The 20,065-nt window shown below is 54.9% G+C and carries 14 protein-coding genes and 2 pseudogenes; 8 read left to right on the top strand and 8 right to left on the bottom strand.

Features of this window, described 5'->3' with window-relative positions; translation table 11 throughout:
* The first annotated feature begins 688 nt into the window (after positions 1 to 688).
* From P0D70_RS33665 to P0D70_RS33650, 4 genes are read left to right on the top strand one after another with little or no spacing between them, the layout of a single operon-like run.
* Positions 689 to 1,855 (top strand): site-specific integrase, encoded by a 1,167-nt coding sequence (locus tag P0D70_RS33665; protein WP_408187689.1) that lies wholly within the window; start codon positions 689 to 691, stop codon positions 1,853 to 1,855.
* Complete coding sequence (locus P0D70_RS33660; RefSeq protein WP_408187688.1) at positions 1,848 to 3,785, top strand: hypothetical protein; 1,938 nt, start codon at positions 1,848 to 1,850, stop codon at positions 3,783 to 3,785. Before P0D70_RS33665 ends, P0D70_RS33660 begins: the two co-directional genes overlap by 8 nt.
* Positions 3,782 to 5,803: a hypothetical protein gene (locus P0D70_RS33655; RefSeq protein WP_408187687.1), complete on the top strand. Its 2,022-nt coding sequence runs from the start codon at positions 3,782 to 3,784 to the stop codon at positions 5,801 to 5,803. Before P0D70_RS33660 ends, P0D70_RS33655 begins: the two co-directional genes overlap by 4 nt.
* The gene (locus tag P0D70_RS33650) at positions 5,787 to 6,194 is read left to right on the top strand and encodes a hypothetical protein (protein WP_408187686.1); all 408 of its coding nucleotides are present in this window, start codon (positions 5,787 to 5,789) and stop codon (positions 6,192 to 6,194) included. The genes P0D70_RS33655 and P0D70_RS33650 overlap by 17 nt, the downstream gene beginning before the upstream one ends.
* Before the next feature lie 230 nt (positions 6,195 to 6,424).
* Here the strand turns inward: P0D70_RS33650 and P0D70_RS33645 are convergent, their stop codons facing one another.
* The gene (locus tag P0D70_RS33645) at positions 6,425 to 6,934 is read right to left on the bottom strand and encodes a group II intron maturase-specific domain-containing protein (protein ID WP_408187685.1); all 510 of its coding nucleotides are present in this window, start codon (positions 6,932 to 6,934) and stop codon (positions 6,425 to 6,427) included.
* 31 nt (positions 6,935 to 6,965) lie between these two features.
* Here P0D70_RS33645 and istA point away from each other — a divergent pair, with 31 nt between their 5' ends.
* On the top strand, positions 6,966 to 8,492 hold the full coding sequence (istA, locus tag P0D70_RS33640; RefSeq protein ID WP_408187684.1) for an IS21 family transposase: 1,527 nt from the start codon (positions 6,966 to 6,968) through the stop codon (positions 8,490 to 8,492).
* Positions 8,482 to 9,258 (top strand): IS21-like element helper ATPase IstB, encoded by a 777-nt coding sequence (gene istB, locus P0D70_RS33635; protein WP_408187683.1) that lies wholly within the window; start codon positions 8,482 to 8,484, stop codon positions 9,256 to 9,258. Before istA ends, istB begins: the two co-directional genes overlap by 11 nt.
* Positions 9,259 to 9,834: 576 nt before the next feature.
* Here the strand turns inward: istB and P0D70_RS33630 are convergent.
* Positions 9,835 to 10,479 (bottom strand): hypothetical protein, encoded by a 645-nt coding sequence (locus P0D70_RS33630; RefSeq protein ID WP_408187682.1) that lies wholly within the window; start codon positions 10,477 to 10,479, stop codon positions 9,835 to 9,837.
* A 245-nt stretch (positions 10,480 to 10,724) separates the two neighbouring features.
* Positions 10,725 to 11,618: a hypothetical protein gene (locus P0D70_RS33625; protein ID WP_408187681.1), complete on the bottom strand. Its 894-nt coding sequence runs from the start codon at positions 11,616 to 11,618 to the stop codon at positions 10,725 to 10,727.
* A gap of 354 nt (positions 11,619 to 11,972) precedes the next feature.
* Between P0D70_RS33625 and P0D70_RS33620 the strand changes: the two are divergent.
* Positions 11,973 to 13,419: pseudogene (locus P0D70_RS33620) on the top strand (IS1182 family transposase).
* 236 nt (positions 13,420 to 13,655) lie between these two features.
* Here the strand turns inward: P0D70_RS33620 and P0D70_RS33615 are convergent.
* From P0D70_RS33615 to P0D70_RS33595, 5 genes and pseudogenes are all read right to left on the bottom strand, one after another.
* On the bottom strand, positions 13,656 to 14,849 hold the full coding sequence (locus P0D70_RS33615) for a GGDEF domain-containing protein (protein WP_408187680.1): 1,194 nt from the start codon (positions 14,847 to 14,849) through the stop codon (positions 13,656 to 13,658).
* A 407-nt stretch (positions 14,850 to 15,256) separates the two neighbouring features.
* Positions 15,257 to 16,651 (bottom strand): serine hydrolase domain-containing protein, encoded by a 1,395-nt coding sequence (locus tag P0D70_RS33610; protein WP_408187679.1) that lies wholly within the window; start codon positions 16,649 to 16,651, stop codon positions 15,257 to 15,259.
* Between the two features lie 411 nt (positions 16,652 to 17,062).
* Positions 17,063 to 17,392: a hypothetical protein gene (locus P0D70_RS33605; RefSeq protein ID WP_408187678.1), complete on the bottom strand. Its 330-nt coding sequence runs from the start codon at positions 17,390 to 17,392 to the stop codon at positions 17,063 to 17,065.
* Between the two features lie 196 nt (positions 17,393 to 17,588).
* Positions 17,589 to 18,593 (bottom strand): Type 1 glutamine amidotransferase-like domain-containing protein, encoded by a 1,005-nt coding sequence (locus P0D70_RS33600; RefSeq protein ID WP_408187677.1) that lies wholly within the window; start codon positions 18,591 to 18,593, stop codon positions 17,589 to 17,591.
* A 660-nt stretch (positions 18,594 to 19,253) separates the two neighbouring features.
* A pseudogene (locus P0D70_RS33595) lies at positions 19,254 to 19,325 on the bottom strand (integrase); the annotation flags it as partial.
* A 229-nt stretch (positions 19,326 to 19,554) separates the two neighbouring features.
* On the opposite strand from P0D70_RS33595, the gene P0D70_RS33590 reads away from it, so the two are divergent.
* Positions 19,555 to 20,065 (top strand): phospholipase D-like domain-containing protein (locus P0D70_RS33590; RefSeq protein ID WP_408187676.1); only part of this gene is annotated, 511 nt, incomplete at its 3' end.

Here is a 20,065-nt window from a genome sequence, read left to right as displayed (position 1 = left end):
ACCGCCGGTCAGACGCGCCCCACGCCGCTCATGCTTCAATTACGGATAAGTTTCTGACCATCAACATTGTATGGCAAGTTCACTTGAAAGTGGACAAAAGTGTGCTTTACTACCTTCCAGCCCCAACTCTGATCTGGTACTTCGCCTTGTTCGAAACAAAGTCGCTTCGAACAGTGGACATTGCGGCGGTTTGGATCGGATTCTTTTCTTCATTTGGGCAAGCCTGCGAAGCGGGCGCGTCAGTGCTCGAGTGTGGTCAACTTCGGAACCGGCCGATGGCCGGCTGTGCACAGGCTTGTCCTGTGTGCAGCGAAGTTGTCCACACGGGTACTTCCACGAATTTCTGCATGGCCGCGGCCTATGCTCAGTCGGGAGGAGCTCAATGTCGGCGAGGTCTAAAAGGCATGTAAAGGCACGTACCGTGACGCTGCCGACGTTTGTACTCAGTGAATTGTGCTCAAGAGATGATCTCGGAGCGGTCTCCCGCCAGATTCCTTCCAATGATGGTCGGAGGTCGGTCGTGTACTACTTTCGGCCTGCGGGACGGGGTGATGCAAGAGAGTTCGAAGACACGGAGTATTTGGAGCAGTACAACCTTCTCCCAGTCGTGCTAGATCGGGACGGACGCCCATGGGAACCAGCGGCGGCATATCTACTGGCCAGACTTAGACGTCAGCCTGTTCCGAACATGTACACCTTTCAAGGGATCGCCGACGATCTCGCGGCGTTTGTCGAGTTCTTAACCGAAAAAGGTCTTGATTACACTGTATTTCCGGAGGATCAAAGGCTACGTCCGACTTATAAATTCAGAGGGTACTTGAGAGCGAAAATTCGCGATGGATACATTGCAGCCTCGACCGCCCGACGGCGGATGGGGTCCGTAATTGCCTTCTATCGCTGGCTGCAGGAAGCGGGGATGTTGACCTTTGACCATAATCCGTGGGTCGAACACGATGTCCACATCACAGTAAAAGATGCACGAGGAGCGACGTCGCTGCGGAAAAGAAAGGCAACAGATCTGTCAATTCCTGTGCCAGACCGGAGCGATCCGTTTCAGCCTGAGATAGATGATGGCGGGAGACTTCGTCCTTTATCGACCGAGGAGCAAGGCTGGGTGATCTCGGCGCTTTCTCGGCTTGGGAACATCGAGATGACGCTAATCCATCTCTTCATGCTTACTACCGGCGCTCGGATACAAACGGCACTAACCATGCGAGTCCGTCACTTCCGATCGGAAACTCCTAGGTCAGTGACTCATATACGGACGAAGATTGGACCCGGGACCGGAATAGATACCAAAAACGATAGGCCGATGACGTTGCATGTTCCATGCGACGTCTACACCAAGCTTCATAACTACATCAAGTCGCAGCGGGCAATATCACGTAGACAACGGGGCCGTGAAGAGGATCAATCAGATCCGTACGTTTTTGTCACGCAGCAAGGCACTCCATACTACGAATCGAAATCAGCATTCTCGCGATACGATTCTTCATTTGATCGCCGACATCGCAAGCGCGGACAGACTGTGCGGATGTTCATCCGCGATCACGTCTTGCCTCACATCCACGACCATTTCAGCGAGCAGTTTCATTACCGAGTACATGACCTCAGAGCCAGTTATGGGATGAACATGTCCGATCACTTGATGGCGCTGGTGCAAGACGGAAAGATTACGTTATCTAGGGCACGCGCTATTCTTGCAGGCCGTATGGGACATGTGAATACGGAGACAACGGACCTCTATCTCCAGTATCGTCAGGATCGGGAAGCCATCCTCACAGCGGTCGATGCCCACGAGGACTACATCAGGAACTTAATTCAATGCGCGTGGGAAGGTACGCTCGATGAATGATACAACGAGTGCCGTGCGGTATGTCGAGTTACGTCCAATCATCCTTTCCGTACCATTGAGCCCTCGTTGCGCTATTAAGTACCCGGAACGGGTAATTCTTGATTTTGGAGAAAGTAGTTTGGATGTCGGAGCCCTCTGTTTTTTGCGTCGAGGGAAACGTCCGTCAGGAAGAAAGAAAGGCATGCCTTTACGTTCAACACCTGTAGATCGGTCTTCACTTCTGCACGCACGCATTCCAATAGTCCGAAAATTGATTCGCTTTCTTAGTGATCGTCAAACTGAGGACGGGTACCGTCTCAATTCGGTACTTGGTCAATTCTATAACCTTAGAATTTTCCTTGATTGGTGCGATTTGAACGAACATGTTAATGCTCTAAGCGGCGGCCCAGAAAGTTATGCCGCCTTCAAAGCTTTTGTTGATTTCCTTCAAAAATCCATTCACAACAATAGCTCGCGCAGATTTACTGCATGGCAGACTCAATTGTATGTCGAAAAGATGCTTAGAGACTTCCTTAATATTCATGATCTTTTTAGAAATGTAAATCGCATATATCAGCCCGCAGGGGATCGAACGCGGACCGAGCCACCAAACGAAACAGAACTGGCGAAGTCGGCCGCGCTTTGCGAGGGGCTATTCGACGGATTTACAAAATTGGTCGTGGATGAATTACCCTTCCCATATAAGTTAATTTTACCCAAATACCTTGGATGGAAAGATTACTGGTTGTGGATATTCCCCGATGTTCAATGGTGCCTGGCGAAAACGATGAGTGGGGAACGGAAAATCACTCGAAGAAAGAACAGAAACTATGATTATATTGCAGGCAAAATAATTGATCTCGATGAAGCTATCACAATCTATAAACGTCCGAGCATCGCCCGTCAAGAAATTAAGCGCACATCGGAATTTTTAATGCAGGCTAATAGAGATAATCGGCATTTTTTTCGGCTTATGCTGGCAATCAAGGCACACAATTCTTTTGCCAGCCTATTTATCGCCCAGACTGGCATAACAATGCAAGTAGCTCGAGATATACCGTGGAATAATGATGATCAGTACACTGTGAGCAATGTTCAGCAGGGTTTTCGCGAACTAAAATGGCGAGCCGGGGGAAAACCAAGCCATGCAGTTATTCGATCCCAATTTCTGCCCCTGTTTAAAAAATATCTTTCTCTTCGTAGATATCTATTAGGTACTCAGACGTTTCCGTATCTTTTTTTATCTCTCGGATCCAACTATGCAGATAGTCCGCGCAAAATGAATGGGGGTATATTCGGGAATCTGCTCCCATCTCTACGACGAATCGATCCGTCCATCACGTCGATCGCATCGCGCGCACTTCGGTCAGCAAAACAAGACTTTCATGTCACTCGTGACGATCCATCGGTTGCAGCTACTATCATGGGACATACCGAATCGACAGCAAACGAATATTATTCGAACGGAACAAAGACGTCTCATTACGATCAGATGACGACGTTCTTTGCGAAAGTAAAGCAGGCGGCGATACGTCGAATCGTGCTTCTCCGCCGTTCTGCCAGCAACAACTATCGCGCAAGTGAGGTCGGTGGATGCATCAACTACGGATCTCCCGCGAGTCTTGATCAGGTCGCACCAATAACCCCCGATTGCGCAAAACCAGAGGGATGTCTGTTTTGTTCTCAATGCCGCGTCCATGCTGACGAGATCGATATCCGTAAACTCGCGAGTTGTGCATACGTTGTAGAGCGAATTATCAATTTGCCTAGCGCTGAGGCCTATTTTCGACCAGTGCAGGATAGGATACGAGAGATTCTTGACGAGGTGTGTTCACGTGGTCGGGAAGCAATGGTGAAACGCATCTTGCATGAGGTCAACGCCGAAGGTAGATTATCGCCATACTGGGAAGAGAAGCTCGCTTTGCTAGAAGAATTGGAGATCGCTCAATGACTGCAGCTCCGGCCTTCCCACTCGGCAATCGAAACGAAATCGGAACGGATCAGGGGAGTACAGTCCGGCGGCCACCGGATACTGTTGTTAGCCGTTTCGCCGATGGCCGCATCGCATCGCGTCTCGGCGATCTTTATTGGAACTGGACTCCATTTGTTAACGGTGGCAGAGAGGCCCGATTAAGCTTCAAGTTCTGGGGGCCTTCTCATCGATATCAAAGCATAAACCCCTATATTCCTCCCGAACACGGACCCATGGTTGCAGACATGCAACACCTTATGGATCTCGTAGTATTCAGACGATCGGGAGAAACTTACGAATACGGAATGCTGTTCGCTTTTCTGGCGCACTTGAAAAGAATCGCGAGATATTGTGGTGCAAAGAACATATCATTATCGGATTTTTTTGGCGATCCAAAATTGATAACTCAATATTCACGGTCGATCAAAAGCAAAACCCTCGCTCGATTTAGTGGATTGCTCAGCATACTTACCAAACTTGATCCTGAAAAAGAAGTCGGCTTCCATGTTGCAGGAAATCCTATTTTAACGGAACTTAGAAAACGCGTCACGCAAATGATTAAAGGTGCGCTGCAAACACCTCCGCTCCCAACGCGAATTTATTCAATAATACTGTCGAATCTCGAACAGGAACTTCTCGATTTTCAGAAAATCGCTGCTCCGTACTTTAAAATGATAAAAATGGCGCAACATCTGAAAAAAACACTTCTTCCTCGTTCGAACGAAGCGAGGAGTATTGTACGCGACCTCGTTACCGCAAATCCCAGTTTAAATGATTATTTCGAATCCAAACGGCTCCCTAAAGATCCAAAAGGAGTTTCAAGAGGCCTAAGTGAAATCCAGCTCTTATGTAAGCTGCAAATTCAAGCATTCTCCGGAATGCGTCACTCGGAAGCATGCATGCTCCCCTACCACTGCATGGAGAAAGAAACTCGTAACGGGCGAATCCATTTTATTTTATCGGGTTTCACAACGAAACTTAACAAGGGAAAAATGCATCGCGCTAAATGGGTAACATCCCCAGACGGTTATCGAGCAGTTTCTCTTGCGCAACGTATCGCAAAATTTGTCTATCGCGAGCTTGGCATCAAGCCGTCCCGCCCAAGAGGACTGGTGAGTCAGCACCCTCTCTTCGTCTCGATTTCCTATTTAGGATTTGGCACGACAAGACCCCATGCCTCTTCCATGAGCTTTAAAGCTCCAGCCCTGTTGATACAGAATAACGGCGATGGTCGGCTCCGCCAACTTCTCTGTCCGACAATTACCGAAAATGACCTTCAAGAACTAGAAGCAATCGATGAAGCGCGCGCATGGCGCGCTGAAGATTGTTTTCGACTTGGTGTCCCTTGGCCTCTAGAATCACATCAGTTTCGACGCTCACTTGCATTGTACGCACAGCGAAGTGGACTCGTATCATTGCCGTCGCTGAAAAGGCAGTTGCAACACATTACGCAAGAGATGACCCGCTACTACACCAAAGGGTCAAGTTTTGCGATTAACTTTATTGATCACGATCCTGAAGTCTTTAAGACTCATATGGCACGCGAGTGGCGCGATGGCGTCGCATTGTCGGAAGGATTGGCCTTTCTGCGAGATGTTATTTTCTCCAACGAAGAACTCTTTGGAGGAGCAGGTTCATTCGAACAGGGAAAACGCAATCGAGGTGAAGTAGTTGATAGGAAAGTTACGCTATCTCGGTTCCGCCGGGGCGAAATTTCTTACGCACAAACGCCTTTCGGTGGTTGTGTAAAGATCGGTGAATGTAATCAAGTCGGTATGCGAATGGTCGAAACAGACTGCCTCAAAAATTGTTTGAGCGCCGTAGGAAAACTGTCGAAGCTTAACAACGTTATACGCATGCAGGAGAAACTGGTTCGAGGTCTCGATCGAGACAGCGTCGAATTTCGCATGGAAAGTAGTGACTTAAGAGCATTAAAGATGGCTCGAAAGAAGTGGCAAGACCTTTCTACTCGGAGACGAAATGCCCAACGTACTTGAAGAGTATCGTGCCGCACTGGAGCGACTAAAGGAGGGACGGCCCAACCTCGTGCCGAAAGGAACCCGTATCACCAACGACGCCGTGGCTCTTGAGGCCGGGCGCAACAAGGGAAGCATAAAGAAGTCCCGATCCGTCTTCTCGTCGCTCATTCACGAAATCGACGCGGCCCGAGCCGCGCAAGTTCAGCCAGCTGATAAATCGACCGTGGCAGTCAAGGTGGCGCGATCCGATGCGAGGCATTTTCGGAAGCTCTGGAATGAAGCACTTGAGCGCGAAGTATCACTCCTTATAGAGCTGATGGAAGCCAGAAAGAAAATCGCCAGTCTAACTGGAGAAAAAATCTTTCCGATTCGCCGGCGATCGGCAAAAAATATGTCACCGCATGAGTAGCTCATGTTCGCTTTGCTGTGGATTCAGTGTTCGGTTACGCGTGGAATACGCATCGTGGCAGCTCCCTGCCGGTCTGACAGAATCTCTGGATCAAAGGCGGGTCCGACTACCTATAAGGGCCAATGATTTGTCCTCGAGCGGCGGTACGGAATGACCGTTCCGCTCTGATACCTACTCTTGGAACCCGAACGCTGGATCGGCAGCAATGGGTCGCGACTACGCATTCGCTTTTAGTGAACACTGACGTTCGCCATAGCCGAAGTGCGAAGGTCGGCAAAGCGACTCGATGCCGCCTGACGGATGCGATACCTGAAGGTCAGGTAGCTCCCGCCCCTGCGACGTCTTAACTTGTGCTTGGTTCGTAACCACCGACGCAACCGCGTGCTGGTGTAGCTATCGAGCGCACGATATGCGCGACTGACCGTGCCTACCTTGAAGTAGTTCGCCCAGCCGCGTAGCGTGCGGTTCAATTTGCCAATCAGCTCCGTGGTGTCCATCCACGTCGTAGAGGCGGCGGTCAGCGCATGAACCTTTTCAACCATGCGCCGGATACTCTTCTTCGACGGACGCATGCCCATACGGGCCTGTCCAGTCGTCGCCGAGTACATCCGCCCAAACGTGTAACCCAGGAAGTCGAATTCGCCTTCCGGCACGTTGCAGAGGCGTGTCTGTTGATTTGCACGGAATCCTGACCCACCCCACGCAGTAATTTGCATCGAATATTGACCCACGTAGAACACTGACCTGCTCGGCAACGGGCAGGGGAACGGAGTGATCGACGTGGCTATATTGAGCATCATCCGACGCTGGCACTTTCGCGATCATGTCTCGTTGCGCGAGATTGCCAAACGACTGGGCGTGTCCAGAAACACGGTCAGGCGCTACATACGGGCTGACACTGTGCTGCCGGCCTATCCCGAGCGCCACAGCCCCAGCAAGCTCGACGGGTTCGCTGCGAAGCTCGCAGGCTGGCTCAAGACCGAAGCAAACCGACCCCGCAAACAGCGCAGAACCCTCAAGCAGATTCACGCGGACCTCTGCGCGCTGGGCTTCACCGGCTCTTATGACCGTGTGGCAGCGTTTGCCCGACGCTGGCGACAGGAGCAGCACGAGCAGGCAAAGACGACCGGACGAGGCACCTTCGTTCCGCTCCGGTTTGCCGCTGGCGAAGCGTTCCAGTTCGACTGGAGTGAGGACTGGGCCGTCATCAACGGCGAGCGCACCAAGCTGCAGGTCGCGCAGCTCCAGCTCAGTCACAGCCGTGCCTTCTTCCTGAGGGCCTATCTGCTGCAAACCCACGAGATGCTGTTCGACGCGCATCACCATGCGTTCGTGGCGTGGGGCGGCATTCCACGCCGCGGCATCTACGACAACATGAAGACCGCCGTCGACAGGGTGCGTCCCGGCAAGGTCCGCGAGGTCAACGCACGGTTCAGCGCGATGGTGAGCCACTACCTGTTTGACGCCGAGTTCTGCAACGTCGCCTCCGGCTGCGAGAAGGGGCAGATCGAGAAGAACGTCCAGGACAGCCGGCACCGGCTCTGGCAGAAGGTGCCGACGTTCGGCTCGCTGGCGGCGCTCAACGACTGGCTGGCCGACCAGTGCGTGCTGCTCTGGCAGCAGACGCGGCACCCCGAACAGGACATGACGATCTGGGACGTGTGGTCTGCCGAGCGGCCACACCTGATGCCGGTTGGGCAACCGTTCGACGGCTTCGTTGAACACACCAAACGCGTCTCGCCAACCTGCCTCGTGACCTTCGAGCGCAACCGCTACAGCGTGCCGGCGTCGTTTGCCAACCGACCCATCAGCCTGCGGGTCTACGCCGCGAAGCTCGTCTTCGTCGCCGAAGGTCAGGTGATTGCGGAACACGGCCGGCGGATCAACCGCAGCCATGACAACGGCGAGACCATCTACGACTGGCGTCACTACCTGGCAGTCCTGCAGCGCAAACCCGGAGTGCTTCGCAACGGCGCACCCTTCGCCGAGTTTCCAGCCGGATTCCGCAAACTGCAGGGCGTGCTGCTGAAGCGTCCCGGCGGTGACCGGGAGATGGTCGAGATTCTGGCGCTGGTCCTGCTGCACGACGAACAGATGGTGCTCGCAGCCGTCGAGCTGGCGTTCGAGGCCGGCGCACCGAACAAGCAGACGGTGCTAAACATTCTGAGCAGGCTGCTCGACAGCCCGCCTGTGCCGCCGCTGCAGACGCCGCAGGCCTTCGCACTGACCGTCGAGCCGCAAGCCAATGTCAGCCGCTACGATCGACTCAGAGGCCGGGAGGATAACCATGCAGCCTGACGTCATGATGCAGATGCTCAAGTCACTTAAGCTGCACGGTATGGCACAGGCGTTGGGCGAGCTCGCGGCGCAGGACTCGCCGGCCTACAAGTCGGCTTCGCTGGTACTTGCCGGGCTGCTCAAGGCTGAACTCGCAGAACGTGAAGTGCGTTCACTTGCCTACCAGATGAAGGTGGCGCGCTTCCCGGCGTATCGCGATATCGGCGGCTTCGACTTCAGTTGCAGCGACGCCAACGAAGCGCTGGTGCGGCAGCTGTATCAATGCGAGTTCATCGACTTGGCGCACAACATCGTTCTGGTGGGCGGACCTGGCACCGGAAAGACCCATCTGGCAACCGCGATCGGTGTGCAGGCTCTCGAACACCATCGTCGTCGCGTGCGCTTCTTCTCCACCATCGAACTGGTCAACGCGCTCGAACAGGAGAAGCTGGTAGGCAAGCCTGGACAGCTCGCAACACGGCTTATCTATGCCGATCTCGTGGTGCTGGACGAACTCGGATATCTGCCGTTCAGCCAGACCGGCGGTGCGCTGCTGTTCCACCTGCTCAGCAAGCTCTACGAACGAACCAGCATCATCATCACCACCAATCTGAGTTTCGCCGAGTGGGCCAGTGTGTTTGGCGATGCAAAGATGACGACGGCGCTGCTCGACCGGCTTACGCACCACTGCCACATTGTAGAAACAGGCAACGATAGCTATCGTTTCAGAAACAGCACGACACAGCCAAAGAAGGAGAGAAAGAAGACCCAGATACCCACCGAATAACCCACAAAGCTGGTCCAACGGGTGGGTCAGAATTCAATGCAAATCCCGGGTCAGGATTCCGTGCAAATCAACAATCAGTTTTCATTTCGCGCCCTCAAGGTAGCTCCAATGAAACATTCGAGGCGTCGGATCGCTTGACCCAACGCCCCCTGATTGTCACCGATTCAAGGCGTCGCGTCGAACGGCCGGTTTTGGCCGCGCCTTGCCCCACGGTCGTGCGCAGCGATCGCGCCGGGCATGCATTTCATACATGAGGCATAACGCGACCCACTTCGGCCGGTCGGACCGGCGCCTCCGTAAGGGCCGCTGCTAAGGTTCAACGGACATTCATCCCGTCGCCGTCAGGCCGGCATCGCCGGCAGTATTGCCACTGCCGCTCGGTTGCTTACGCTGGGCATTCCGTCAAAGAAACGGGCGCACCTCGACCGACGCCCGACATGCGACGATGACCTTGCGGTCCCACGTCAGCCCCTCATCCAGATCTGCGGCTTCCAGGATTCAAGAACCACCCACATGCTCCTTGGTCTCGAGCTACAGTCCGTCGGTGATGCGCACTTCGGGAATGTTCACGGCGCCTTACTGGAAAGACGACCATGTGAATGGTAGGAACTCGGGTTCGTCAATTGTCACAGAGACAATGTTGAACTTGACGCGCTCGGGGTTCGCCAGCGTCCGCGCTTCGTTGATATTGACTATTTCAGCGTCGCCTTGCCATCGCAGAGGTGGCCATGTCGCCGCATCGACGATGCCGAATGAAAAATGTAAGTAGCTGCCAGGAAAGCCGAAGTATTCGGTCTTGGAATAGATGTTGAACTTTGAGGACCCGTTGTGAGACAGCAAAATCTCTCCTTCGGGAAACACGTCCCTGAAGGTGTCCCTGCCCAGTACGAACTGCAACGGATGCACGCGGAACCGATGCGGCCAGCGCGGCTTGAGCGTCGCCAAGGTCACTGCGGTAATGACGTTGTCGTCGTCGCGTTCGATCTGTAGCAGAGAATCCGCGAACCGATAAGACGCTTGCGCCTTCCATACGTGGTGAGGCTCGCCCAGCAATTCCGCGACTTTCCCGTAGTTCGAGAACGGTCGAATCACCTCCAGCAAATTCGAGGGAGTCAACTGATACCCAACTTTCGGCGGGAAGAACCGCTTGCGGGCGTATCCGACTGCGGACTTTGCAAAACCTCCTGGCCCCTTAGCTGCACCGAGTAATTCCAGCGGCATGGTCTTCTCTCAGAAGTCTTATTTTTGATGCGGCAGTATCGCATGCTCGACGGTCGCGGTGGGCTACCGCTTACCTCGGGGCTTCCCTTGGACGGCCTTGGGCGCGACGCCCTTTGATGCCTTGCTACGGGTTTTGCGGATTGTCGATAGTGGCCTGTATGCCTCGGACGTCGCGGGGGTCTTAGCGGGCTTCGAGCCGTCCCATTCGGTCGGTGACTCGGACCTGATGTTCATTCGGTTCGAAGTCATGCAGATTGAGTTGGGCCGGTCAATTCGATCCCGTATTGCTGTCGGGCAGCGTCGATAAACTGGACGTCTGAGTCAGCAACCAGCCTCCGACACCCAGCCGGGTCACCAGGCAGAAACACGAAGCCCACTTTACCTGCATAGAAATAGATGGCCGTCGCCCGAGTGCCAGTGTTTGCAGCAAGGAGCGTATAGCCGGTCAGCCCTTCTTCAATCGACCGCCCCACGTACACCGCTTGCAAATACTCCAGTTCTCCGGAAATTCTGGCATTCACCACACGGGTAATCGCGTCAGTTACTGCACCGACCGTCTGGACAGACTTTTTATGACACAGCGCCTCCAATGCTTCTGTCGCGATTGCGAACCATTGCTCGCCGTCCATTGGCTCGAAAGGCTCCGTTATGAATGAACCGTTTGGCTGTTGCACCATGCGTATCTTCGGTCCAGCATACGCGCCCAACAGTCCGGTTAGCTGTCGGTAGCCTTCTGCGTCACCTATGTAGGCCCTTTCTGCATTCCGTACGCCGTCCTCTAGCGTCACCTTATCAAGCCTCGGGCCATCATCCAGCAAACGCAGAATCAGAAAATCTGAGCGTTTGGCCTCCAGTATCTCGGTTGCGCGTTGCCGGTACTTCTCGAAAAGACGTTGCGGCACGTCAAAGTCCTGGTTCGCCTCAGTCTCAGCTTTTAGCTCGGCAATGACGTCGCAGGCCAAACTAGGGTCCCCAGCGAACGCGACCGCAAGGCGGCCTGACAGTATGTGGATCTTTAATGTATGACTGACACCGTTGAACGGACCCTCATCGCCTTTCAATGGGACGGGTGAGCTTAGCAGAGTGTCGGCAATCAAAAAGCCTATCTCTTTCGTGGCGTGTCCGATAACCAAAGTCATCTTATGTCCTTGTTCGAGGGGCCCCACCTGACGCGGTCCAGCGCCTCAAGCATAACCGGCAGGGACACAGCGGGGTGTATAGCTTGCGACTACTCGACCCAAGGAAGGACGCGGAAAGACCGCTTTCAGAGCACAACAGGTCAGTCGTTTGACGTTCATTTGCGCCCGCCGAAGGGCTGAAACTGGCCGATTGGGTCAGTTCGCCAACAGCGGCTTACCGGAACTCCGGTTCGCAAAACCTGAAATGGACTGACTGACCGGTTTCGAGAAAGTCATCTGGCCGGAGTGGGTCCAGCCTGTGTGAAAACGCATTGATCGCCTAAACTGAATCAACGCGCTGAGACCGGGTGACTCATGAAGCGATTCGTTGAAGGCGATGACCGCAAGCAGGTCGCATTACTTCCAGAATGTGTCGATGACTACGTCGGGCAGGACAATCCGGTGAGAGTAATCGATGCCTTCGTCGACGAACTTGATCTCGCAGAGCTCGGTTTCAACGGTACTACACCGGCGCTGACGGGCCGGCCGTCTTACCATCCTGGCGTGATGCTGAAGATCTATATCTACGGCTATCTGAACCGGATACCGTCGAGCCGGAGACTTGAGCGCGAATGCCAACGCAATGTTGAGCTGATGTGGCTGACAGGACGGCTTGCTCCGGACTTCAAGACGATCGCGGACTTCCGCCGTGACAGCGGCGCCGCGATCCGCAACGTATGCCGGCGTTTCGTCGAACTGTGTCGCGGGCTCAAGCTGCTATCCAGTGACATGGTGGCTATCGACGGTAGCAAGTTCAAGGCATCGAACACCCGCGACAGGAACTACACGGCAAGCAAGATCGACAAGCGCCAGAAGCAGATCGAGGAAAGCGTGCAGCGATATCTCGATCTGATTGAAAGTGCAGACCGCACCAGTCCTACCGGGTTTGATGTAAAGACGGTCAGGCTCTACGAGAAGATCGCCGTGCTGCGCCAGCAGATGCGGGAGCTCAAACAGATCGGCAGGCAACTGGAAGAGCAGCCGGACAAGCAGTTGTCGCTGACGGATCCGGATGCACGCTCGATGGCAACGAGTGGAAGAGGCTCCGGCATAGTGGGCTACAACGTCCAGGCAGCGGTTGATACGAAACATCATCTGATCGTTGAACACGAAGTAACGAATGTCGGCAACGATCATGGACAACTCAGCAAAATGGCGATATGCGCGAAGCGCGCGATGGGCAGATCGAAGCTGAAGGTTGTTGCGGACCGCGGTTACTTCAGCGGGCCGGAGATAAGGGCATGCGATCTGAATGGCATCAGCGCGTATGTTCCCAAACCGCTCACGTCGGCATCCCGGAAAAAAGGTCTGTTTACGAAGGCCGACTTTATCTACGTAGCGAAAAAGCGACACGTATCGATGCCCTGCTGGCGAGCGGGCGATCCATCGATTCACGACTGTCGAGCATGACCTGAATCTGCGAGTCTACTGGCCCAGCGCGTGCCCACGTTGCCACCTCAAAGAACGATGTTCACCGTCTGACTATCGTCGAATTCGGCGATGGGAGCACGAGAAAGTGCTTGAAGTGATGCAGCGTCGGCTCGACCGCAAACCTGACGCCATGACCATCCGCAGAAGTACCGTTGAGCATGTCTTCGGCACGCTCAAGCACTGGATGGGCCCCGCACACTTCCTGACCAGGACGCTCAGACGGGTGAGTACGGAGATGAGCCTTCAGGTGTTGGCTTACAACCTCAAGCGGGTCTTGAACATACTCGGCGTTCAGGGAACATTGAAGGCTATGAAGATGGTCGAAAGCTAAAGCCCTGAGGGGCTTTGTTGCGCACGCGACTGTCGATCGGCGCAAGCTGTCTGGGCCGAACGAGATTGACCTGATCGGCAATCGCTCGCATAGCCGCGAAAAACCAGTTTCCACACAAGCTGGGTCGGGCTGGGTCAGTCGGCTCCTCGCATTCGACGCCCGATGCTCCTATCCGAATTCCTACCCCAAGCGCATCCGCGACGGTACGGTTTGAGTGCTTGCAGGCCTTCGGGCGATCACACGATATCAAGCTCGGGGGCATCCCACGTCTGACCTAATGGCTCCGTGACCACCCGGTTCCTCCCCGCGCGCTTCGCGGCATAGAGCAGGTGATCGGCGCGCGCTAGCAACGCCCCGACCGCCTCGCCAGGCCGATACCGGGCAATGCCGGCACTCGTCGTAACGCACAGCGTAGCCTCGATTTCATAGAAGCGTGAAGACTCCAGCACGGTGCGCAAGCGCTCGGCGATCTGAAATGCGAATTTGTCGTCAGCGCCCGGCAGCAGAAGCACGAACTCCTCGCCGCCGATGCGCGCCACCACGTCTTTCTCGCGCGCCGCAGCGCGCAGGATTGCGGCGAACTGGCGCAGCACCGCGTCGCCGGCCGCATGCCCATAACGGTCGTTGACGGATTTGAAGTTGTCGATGTCGAAAGCGATCAGCGCGAGCGGATAGCTTCGCTTGTCCACGACGCGGCGGGCCGCCATGCGTTCAAACGCGCGCCGGTTCAACGTTTCAGTGAGGGAGTCGAGATCGCGTTCGAGAGTCAGCCGGTCGATCACGTCCGACATCGCGGCGGCCAGCAGCACGAGCCCCAACACAGCGCCCATCAGGGCGAGCGACAACTGCAGCAAGACCCAGAAAATGGTTCTCGCGAACGGCGCAGTACTATGCGGCAAGGGTTGGACCGTAGTGAGCGGAGTCCTGATGAAAAAGCTGGCGCCGAAGATCAGCAGCACCCAGAGAAGAACGTGGTTGACGATGCGGCCATGACAGCGTTTCCTGAAACGGACCGCGGTAAACACCATCAACAGCCCGGCGCTGAGATTCAGAATGTAGACGCGCACGAGAAGGTTTGACGTCACGAAGGAGAAGTAATACATGCCGCCCAGCACCAGCGCGAACATCGACGCATGCGTCGCTAGCCGCAAGTGAAGCCCTGCCCTGCGCAAAATACCTTCCGCCAACAGTTGAATGCTTAACACATAAAACGTTGCCGATATAAGCGCGTTCAATCGCCATTCATCCGGCAGGTGACAGATCTGCACTGCCGAGCCGAGTGCGAAAGCAACAAATGAAGCGGCGAGAAAGCGCAGATAACGCAGTCGTCTATCGTAGAGCCATGCACAGGCAAAACCGAGCGAAAAGACGGCCGTGATACCTGGGATGATCAATTGAACGAGTAGATTGGGCGTAATCTGAGCGGGCATGTGGCTCGTTCTCCGCTGCCGGCGACGAAATTGCCGGGCCTATGGGTGGGCGGTTCTCAAGGCGTGCATCGTCAGCCGCCATTGACGACTCTCCCAAAAATGGACGTGGCACCCGATATGGTCAGAGAATTGTACGCCCGGTGAGTGGGAGTCCTCGGGCAAGGCGATAGTGTTGCATCCGGTTTCGAATTTGGAATTTGATGCGCGCAGGATTGTCAGCGATTCTTCTGACGTCGGCGAAGGTCCCTTATTGGCCGCACCTTACCCCACGTGTCGTGCGCGACGATCGCGCCGGGTGCGCATCTCATGCAAAAGGCATAACCCGACCCACAGCGGTCTTTCGACGGATTCCAGAGCGGACATTCAAACTTCATCTTCGACGATCGTGCTGCGAGAATCGAGACAATTCAAAAATATAGTTGGTCAACTAGTTCGTGCAGGCGCCGTGATAGTTCCAATGCTCCGAGGTCGTAGTTAGACAACACAACTGTAACAAAACCGCCATTCAGTTGAATCTCGAAGTCTGCACTGATGCCCGGAAAACCACCAGCGTGGCCGACCTTTAAGTCGCTCCCCTCACCACTTACAAAAAATCCGTACCCATACTGCGCCCCGATGTGATCTCTCCACAGCAAATCGCGTGTCTTGCGACTGATCAGGCGATCGGACAAGAGCGTCATGGCGAATCGGTGAAGATCTCGAACGGTTGAGAAACCGCCACCTGCCGGTCCGCCTTTGGCAACGTGGGTGAATATGTTTTCGCGCCACCCGGACCGATTTTGCGATGTGGGAACATAGCCCATCGCGAGATTTTCGATGGGGTCGTCGATGTCGTAGCAGTCGGTGTCAAACATTTCGCTCGGAGCAAATATTCGATCGAGAACATAACTAAAGTAGTCCGCACCAGTTACCCGTTCAATAACTGCACCTGCCAGCAACATACCGCTGTTGCTGTATAGAAACTCACTTCCAGGCTCGAATGCAGGGCTGTCGTCCCGAACGAGTACTTTGAAGTCGTCTATGCTGCGGAAAAGATCGCGCGAGGTCTTGAAAAATGTCTCATTGAAGTAACTTCCCAAGCCAGAGGTATGGGTAGGAAGGTGCTTTATTTTTACCCGCCTCGACACGGAGGCAGGAAGCCACTCATCGCTCAGATAATTGTCGAGAGAGTCCTCAAAGCTGAGCTGACCGGTTTCTGTCAGCTGCGCGAGCGCAACGGCAGTGAACATCTTGTTCGCGGACCCCAAGTTGAATTTGGTATCCGGACCATTATTAATGTGAAAGCGCTTGTTTGCGTGACCACATGCATATTCGAACAGAACCTCGCCCCCGTGCGCGATGAGCACCGCCCCGGAAAACACTCCGGCATTGAATCCTTTCTCGCAGAGTGCGCGTGCCTGCTCAGCCAAATCCGTCGTGGCCAGTCGTGGCCGAGTCGCGTTTCGCGTCAGAGTTGGCCTCGCGGTCATTTCGAATATGCGTCCTGACCCGCCAGATTCCATAATCAATCGAATTTCGTGCCATCCCGCGTACACTCGGTCCTCGACGGTGACCACCACCGTCGAATTACTCGTATCTTCGACGACGGACAGTAAGTCCACGCCCTGCGTAATTCGGAAAAAGCCAAGCAACCATTCGAGATCGTTTCGGGCAGGATGTTTCCGCGAAGCCGGCGGGGAGACGACGTTTTCATCCAGAAACGCCCGAATTGCAAGGCGGTCGTTTGAGTTAATCGCAGCGAGTAATTCGGTGATTTTCTGCCTGATAGAGTCCGGGGCGGCAGCCTGGGTATTCCTGTCCATTGATTTGCTGTCCCTTAGGCGCGCGCCTGAACAAGATCACATAAAATAATGCCATTGGCGCGTAAGCAATTCTTTTCCGAGATAAGAGTCTACACAACGTTTTGAAGAAAAAAATTGCGACGATTGCAATCTTGACTACACCGTTCGACGTCGTTCCCGAGCGCTGATAGGCACGGTTTGATAAGGCGCGGCGTGCGGCGGGTACGCAACCGCCGCACGAGAATGGCCCTCCCACGAGGGATCCGATTGTCGGCGATTCATTCTCCATCGATGGCCGTCGGCTTTTGGCCGACAAGCGTTCCGCGACCCGGCGCGGTGATCGCCTGCGGTGCGGGGCATAATTTGCCGCGCACCGCTCTTGGAGTTCGCTCGAAAGCGGCCGCTCAAGCGTACTTCGGACTCGCTGGTTCACTAATCGACAGGGATGATGTAATCGGCGATCGGGTCGAGAATAATCTCTGGGAACTGCTCCGCAATAGCTGATGACATCTGCGCCTTTGCAGTCTCATCAATATCGCCGACGGAAAATGCGTCCGCGCGCGCTCGTGCACTCGGCCATTGAGCGTAGCTATACCAAATTCCGTCGGAGCCACAATGAAGCCTTGATCCCAGTGAGCCCCGTGACACAAGTTGTTCCGAAATACGCGACCATCCGCGGACAAAATCTCCCTCACTGCCAGGACGCAGCCTCCATCGATAAAGAACAACGAAGGCCGGTCGGTTAGGATTTTCTGTCGACATCCTTGTGCTCCAGAGATAAGTCACTGTCTTTCGCCATTGTCGACGATCGAAAACACGATGTCGACTGACCGGTTCTGGCCGCACACAGCCCCATTCGCCGGTCTACGTTGTTCGCCCCGGCTCACACTTCATGCAACTAGCATAATCGACCCTGAACAGCCGTTCCGGCTTGGGCCATCTCAGCGTCCGTTAAGATCTAGTCTCCTCCGAGTCTCACACCGTGTGCGTCGCGCCCGTTCTGGTGATGTATAAGAGACGTTACCTTTCCGTCACGGTCTCTATCAAAGGTGACTTGCGCGTTAACTTCCTTCAGGAAATATCGATTTTCGCTTTCCGCGAAAATCTCAAGTTTCGGTTGAGCCCCATACTGAGCAAACAGTTGCTCACCTTCAATCGTGATGAGCACCTGCAGCGGGTTCATCAGTTCGAAACGCCCGACACAGGCCCGCTTCAACTCGACGTCCACAAATACCGGCTGACGCTCCGGTTCAGGGAAAACCGAACCAATAACTCTCGGCCTGAGCGCGTGCTCGTCAACCCCCGTTGACTGCGACTCCAGTTGGTAAGCGGTGGCACCCTCCCGCCACGAGAGGACCTCGGCAATAACATCCCCCTCATACAGTACCGCCGCATCATCGTCTATCGCGATCGCAGAAGGAACGTCGAGCATTCGCATTGTTTCCCATGTCTCTTGCCGGCGGGCGTGATAATGGACGGCACAGCTGCCTGGGAGCAACCCGAGGAGGTGCTCGAGCGGCAGAGTGCGCTTCTTATGCGGTGGCGGAATGGAATGTTTGAACCAGCAATTCGCGCCGGCGCTAATACCCGACAACAGGACACCGCGCTGCCACGCTTCCCTGAGGACTGAATCCAGACCCCACTCTTTCCACAATCCCACAGCGCAACGGGGATTGCCCCCGCTGACAAAGATCGCGTCCTGGTTCAGCAGGTGCTCCGCCGCATCGTCCGGATTCACGAAGTTGGTCCCTGCAGGGCCGAAGAAGGAAACGTTTGATGTCTCGACACCGAGCTTTCCATACGTGTCTTCGAAGTTACGGATAAGCATTGGCGGATCACCGGCTGGGGTCGACAGCAAACACACTCGAGGTTTTGCTTTCCCCGTAAGGTCTCGAATATAGGCAGCGGTAAGCGAGAAGCCTTCGCTTGTAGTGAAACCTCCGATCGCAAGAATTCGTCGCACGTTAGTCTTCTCCAGTTTCCTAGTCAGTCCGATATAAGCCAATGCTTACGGCCGAGAGCTAGCCGTGCTCAACGTCTCGGGTACGACATCTAATTCGCGATTCCGAAGCGCGGTTGATCGCGAAGATCGAGGATACCTAACCCGGCGACGTTGCTGCTAGCGTACAAAAAATCCGTTTCTTGACCGCACCCTGTCACCCTTGATCGCACTGGGCGCCGTTCCGCGTGCATTCATCCGCAACAGCGCTCACATGGTCAACCGGCTAAAGCCTCATAGGTCGTCGGGCTGCTGATTTCGCGATTCGCCCAGGGAAGCTAACGTACACTGCCATCCGAATCTTGACGGCACGCGCAGCAGCCCATTGATGCTATTTCCCAGCCTCCGGCGGCACACCTGCCGGAAAGCCGCTGTGCATGGACCAGACGTTGAAGTCCCCGTTTCCGCCTGCGCATCCGGTCTGGATGGCCCGGCCGCAGGTGTCCGCGCGTGCCCGGAGGATAATTCGCACGCGTTGCGAGACGCAGGCGAGGCTCATTGACCGTGGCCGACGGTATTGTTCGCTCGCTTGACACCAGGCCCGCTAATGGGTGTCGACGATCTAGACACCCATGTCGACCGTCGGCTTCTGGCCGCAAGCGCCCGCTCGCCGACCGACTTGGTTCAGACTTCGGTTTGCTCAGCCATCTCGAGTGCGTCGTCGACTTCAATACCGAGGTAGCGCACAGTGCCCTCCGACCTATTGACTGCAGACAATACGTTGGAAATGGAGGCAATGTATTTCATCGACCACACAGGTCAATCCAACTTCGCCTAACGGCGCCGCAAGATTCTGCGTTCAAAACGCGGCCTAAACCACAATCTAGATTCCCAGCGAGAACACGTCTCGCCAAGATTTGGTAAAGCCAAGCCAGGGTGATGTCGTCCTCGTAACACCTAGCACTCGAAGAACCGTAGACGCCCCATGCTGACGTTCATCCACAACAAGAGCGACACTGAAAACCACCTGACCGCCATCTCCGGCTTCCTGGCGGACGCTGAAAACGCGTTCATCTGCTCCGGTCATCTGAAGGCTGGCGGGGTCGAAATCCTCTCTGACGCGCTTAAGCAGGCCGTCGCGCGCGGCGCGCGGATCATCGTGTATTCAAACGTCGGGGACGGTGACACTCAACCGCGCGCGATCTCCGCGCTGAAAAAGCTCGGAGTTGAACACATCCTCGTTAAGGATTTCTTCCTGCACACGAAGCTGTATCTTTTCGAGTCCGGCAAAAATTTCACGGCGATCACTGGCTCGGCTAACATCACCCGTAACGCGCTTATGACGAATGAAGAATTCTCGGCAGTGGTCAGAGGGCGCAAGGAAGACGATCAGCACCGCGACCTGACCGCATACGCCGCATATCTGGACGCCAGGTGTCGCAGCGCCCGCGCTCCTGCTTCTGCGAAGAGTCGACGCGGCAAAGGCCCAAAGACGA

Origin of the sequence: Paraburkholderia sp. RL17-381-BIF-C, from assembly GCF_046026435.1 — a bacterium.
GTDB lineage: Bacteria > Pseudomonadota > Gammaproteobacteria > Burkholderiales > Burkholderiaceae > Paraburkholderia.
The sequence above is the reverse complement of the archived record's forward strand: the minus strand, read 5'-3'. Positions and strand labels throughout refer to the sequence as shown.

What these genes read in the sequence shown, in the direction of transcription:
- P0D70_RS33650 (WP_408187686.1), top strand. Translation starts at nt 5,787, where the DNA reads ATGCCCAACGTACTTGAAGAGTATCGTGCCGCACTGGAGCGACTAAAG.
- P0D70_RS33625 (WP_408187681.1), bottom strand. Translation starts at nt 11,618, where the DNA reads ATGACTTTGGTTATCGGACACGCCACGAAAGAGATAGGCTTTTTGATT.
- P0D70_RS33660 (WP_408187688.1), top strand. Translation starts at nt 1,848, where the DNA reads ATGAATGATACAACGAGTGCCGTGCGGTATGTCGAGTTACGTCCAATC.
- P0D70_RS33610 (WP_408187679.1), bottom strand. Translation starts at nt 16,651, where the DNA reads ATGGACAGGAATACCCAGGCTGCCGCCCCGGACTCTATCAGGCAGAAA.
- P0D70_RS33655 (WP_408187687.1), top strand. Translation starts at nt 3,782, where the DNA reads ATGACTGCAGCTCCGGCCTTCCCACTCGGCAATCGAAACGAAATCGGA.
- P0D70_RS33615 (WP_408187680.1), bottom strand. Translation starts at nt 14,849, where the DNA reads ATGCCCGCTCAGATTACGCCCAATCTACTCGTTCAATTGATCATCCCA.
- P0D70_RS33605 (WP_408187678.1), bottom strand. Translation starts at nt 17,392, where the DNA reads ATGTCGACAGAAAATCCTAACCGACCGGCCTTCGTTGTTCTTTATCGA.
- P0D70_RS33665 (WP_408187689.1), top strand. Translation starts at nt 689, where the DNA reads ATGTACACCTTTCAAGGGATCGCCGACGATCTCGCGGCGTTTGTCGAG.
- P0D70_RS33630 (WP_408187682.1), bottom strand. Translation starts at nt 10,479, where the DNA reads ATGCCGCTGGAATTACTCGGTGCAGCTAAGGGGCCAGGAGGTTTTGCA.
- istB (WP_408187683.1), top strand. Translation starts at nt 8,482, where the DNA reads ATGCAGCCTGACGTCATGATGCAGATGCTCAAGTCACTTAAGCTGCAC.